This window comes from Bythopirellula sp., from assembly GCF_041737835.1.
Classification (GTDB): domain Bacteria; phylum Planctomycetota; class Planctomycetia; order Pirellulales; family Lacipirellulaceae; genus Bythopirellula.
Genome location: NZ_JBGSQY010000044.1, coordinates 1 through 2,157 on the forward strand (window position 1 = coordinate 1; position 2,157 = coordinate 2,157).

4 protein-coding genes are annotated in these 2,157 nt (G+C 56.1%); all 4 read left to right on the forward strand.

Features of this window, described 5'->3' with window-relative positions; translation table 11 throughout:
* Positions 1 to 364 (forward strand): hypothetical protein (locus AC6T8Q_RS13895; protein ID WP_500679648.1); only part of this gene is annotated, 364 nt, incomplete at its 5' end.
* Between the two features lie 54 nt (positions 365 to 418).
* Positions 419 to 733 (forward strand): hypothetical protein, encoded by a 315-nt coding sequence (locus AC6T8Q_RS13900; protein ID WP_500679649.1) that lies wholly within the window; start codon positions 419 to 421, stop codon positions 731 to 733.
* Between the two features lie 92 nt (positions 734 to 825).
* A complete protein-coding gene (locus AC6T8Q_RS13905; protein ID WP_500679650.1) occupies positions 826 to 1,344 on the forward strand; it encodes a hypothetical protein in 519 nt (172 codons plus the stop codon).
* Entirely contained in the window at positions 1,337 to 2,089 is a 753-nt protein-coding gene (locus AC6T8Q_RS13910; protein WP_500679651.1) for a hypothetical protein, read from the forward strand. The genes AC6T8Q_RS13905 and AC6T8Q_RS13910 overlap by 8 nt, the downstream gene beginning before the upstream one ends.
* Positions 2,090 to 2,157: the final 68 nt, after the last annotated feature.

Sequence of the window (2,157 nt, forward strand, 5' to 3'; positions counted from 1 at the left end):
GGAAGATGCCTTTGTCGATCTCGCCTTCGAAATGGGCCCGGTGCCGGGCATGACCCCGACGGACATCAAGAAATATGTCCGCTTCACCGCCGACTGGCGCATGAAGCAGCTTGGCATGAAGCCGATCTACATGATCGACGAACACCCGCTGCCCTGGCTGACGCCTTTGTTGAATGGCGTCGAGCACGCCAACTTCTTCGAAGCCCGCGCGACGGAGTATTCCAAGGCCGCGACCAAGGGGACCTGGAACGAAGTCTGGGATGCGTTTGATTCGCGCAAGGGGGCGAAGGCCGCCAGCGAGGGTGGGGCGGCGAATGAGGTGGATGACCGGCAGGGGGGATTGCTGGGGGTGGCTGCTGAATGAGCTCTCTCCCATTGTGGGAGAAGGCGACGCGCAAGTGGGGCGAAGGTAGGGGCCGTGAGTAACGCTAAACTGTCAGCATTGCTGGTTGTAGTTTTTTTCCTGGTTTCATGTGGAGAAAGGTCTGCAGCAGAAAAAGTTGTGCTTAAGAGCCTGAAAGACCCCGATCCCGCAAAGTTCGGTGAATTTACATCCGTAAGTGAAACGGCAGCCTGTCTCACTGTTAATGCAAAGAACTCGATGGGTGGTTACACTGGCGATCAAGAAGCATACTTGAATAAAGTTCACGGAAAATGGGTGGTTGTGGACATAGAAGAAGACTCAAAGGAAAGATGCGTATCGGTGCAAAAAGAAGTTTCAGAGCTTCATTAAAATCTTCTAGTTGAACCCGCAATATATTTGGGGTTTATCCCGTTGACTCACGTGCGCTAGGCAGGCAGCTAGCGGCCTGTTATGACTCGTGAATGCCGTTTCCCGCCCTCTTTTCCGCCGCGAAAGCAGTGGTGCAATTTCAAGGGTGGTCCGAACCAGAGCCTGAGACCGGTTACATTTGGTTCAACGCCCCGCTCGAAATAGGCGGCGTGGTCGAAACAGGCTTGGTGCTGCACGGCGGTTGTTTCCGACGCATCCCAGACAGAAACGTCACATTTGAACTGGCCACGATTTCGCCTGGCGGCCGTCGCGTTCCGCTGGCTCGCGCTGACTGGCGCTCGCTTCGCGGCGGTCACACAAATGACAGGCGGCCCGGCAGCCCCGTGTCAGGCACACGAGTGTCAGACTGCCACCATCACGCGTTTGAATTGAACTGGATCGCCGCCGACGGTCGGATGAGGCGCGGCAACCTTCCACAGGCTGAGGAGTTGGATAAAGGAATCCAATCATTTGAATCACTTAGAGATTGGACCGGGAATCGCTGGAATATCAATAACATAAGTGTTGTTTTGCGCCCACCTTGGGAGTATGATCTGTTCGCCGATGGCTAGCCAACCGACCATAAATACGCCCCTCATTGACGCAGCGGAAGCGGCGGCGCGTGAGCTGGTGCGCGTTTCACACTGGGGCGATGCAAGCTACATCAATCTGCCGGTCCTGTTTCCAAGCGGGTCGGCTGCTACAGTTCGCATAACCAAGACGGCCGATGGTTTCAGCGTGGACGATTGCGGCTTTTCGTTCCGAGAAGTGGAGTCGATTGGCGCGGAACGGTCGTTTCCAAAAACTGCGGCTGCCATTGCCGAAGCAGACTGCGTTTCGGTCAATCGGCGCGTCATCTTCACCCATGTGCATGACGCGGGTCTGGTTAGGGCGATCTGCGATGTCGGGCTTGCCTCGTGGAAGGTCGCTGATCGCGTATTTGCGCGGGTCGTGGATGATGACGAGAACGAGGTAGCTGACTATTTGCGCGAGCGGCTAGAGACAATTTTCGGCAAGGCTCGCATTGACGAGACGGCTAAAATTATCGGTTCCTCCGCTAGCGAATGGGATGTGTCTGCGATTCTTCATGGCGAAGCGGGGAGCGTCGTGTTTCAGGCGGTCGGCAACCACGCATTCTCGATCTACCGCGCTGCGTCGGCATTCCATGATATTGCCTTGCTGCCCAATGCCCCCGGTAGGGTGGCGGTTGTGAAGGACCGCAAGGCCATGGGAACCAAGCTAAACGTTCTGGCGCAAGCTGGCCGAGTTATTCAGGGCGACCAATCCGACGAAACTTATGTGCGAGCAGCGGCGTGAGCAAACTAACCCTTCGAGCGGCATTAGCCGGAGTGGACGCTATAGTCATTTCAAAATGAGGTCTGGGG